This window comes from Mesorhizobium sp. M0898 (assembly GCF_040319695.1).
Classification (GTDB): Bacteria; Pseudomonadota; Alphaproteobacteria; order Rhizobiales; family Rhizobiaceae; genus Mesorhizobium.
In genome coordinates, this window is sequence record NZ_JAMYOE010000143.1 from 1 (window position 1) to 881 (window position 881).

At 66.1% G+C, this 881-nt stretch carries 1 protein-coding gene; it reads right to left on the minus strand.

Going from position 1 to position 881, the window contains the following annotated elements:
• Positions 1-881, minus strand: an 881-nt coding sequence (locus NKH90_RS34620) for a condensation domain-containing protein (RefSeq protein ID WP_352823816.1), incomplete at both ends; no start/stop codon positions are given.

The window sequence follows — 881 nt, forward strand, 5'->3', positions numbered from 1 at the left end:
TCATCGTCACTCTCGCTAAGCACCAGGCGCGCAGCACAATCGGCCATCAGCCATTCTTGTCGCGCAGATGGAAGAGCGCGATCGATCGGCACATAAGCGCCGCCCGCCTTCAGGATCGCCAGCAGCCCGACCACCATCGCCGGGCTGCGCTCGACGCAGATCGCCACTGGCTGATCCGGCTTGACCCCAAGGGCGATCAGATGATGGGCCAGCCGGTTGGCCCGGGCGTTGAGTTCGCCATAGGAGAGCGCCTCGTCCTCATGAACCACCGCCACCGCCTCGGGTGTGCGGCGCACCTGTTGCTCGAACAGCTCGTGGATGCAAAGATCCGACGGATAGTCCGCGTCCGTCCGGTTCAGCTCCTCCAAAAGGTAGGTCCGCTCCTCGGGCGACAGCAGCTCGATGCGGCCGACCGGCTGCCCGGCATCGGCAACCATCGCCCGCAGCAGCGCCAGCAGATAACCACGCTGCCGCTCGATCGTCGCTTCGTCGAACAGCGCCGTGGCATAGTGCAGCGATCCGGCGATCTGATCGCCACGCTCGCCCAGGCTCAGCTCCAGATCGAACTTGACCTGATCATACCCCTCCCCGGCAGCCTCCACACTCAGCCCCGGCAGGTCCAATGACTCGACCGCATTGTTCTCCCAGGCCAGCATCACCTGGAACAACGGCGTGTGATCAAGATGCCGGGGCGGCTGCGCGATCTCGACGACCTGCTCGAACGGCAGGTTCTGATGCTCCTGCGCGGCCAGCGCCGTGCGCCGCGTCCGCTCCAGAAGCTGCGCCAGGCTCGGCGCGCCCGACAGGTCGACCCGCAGCGCCAGCGTGTTGACGAAGAAGCCGATCAGCTCTTCGATCTCGCGCCGGCCGCGATTGGCGCT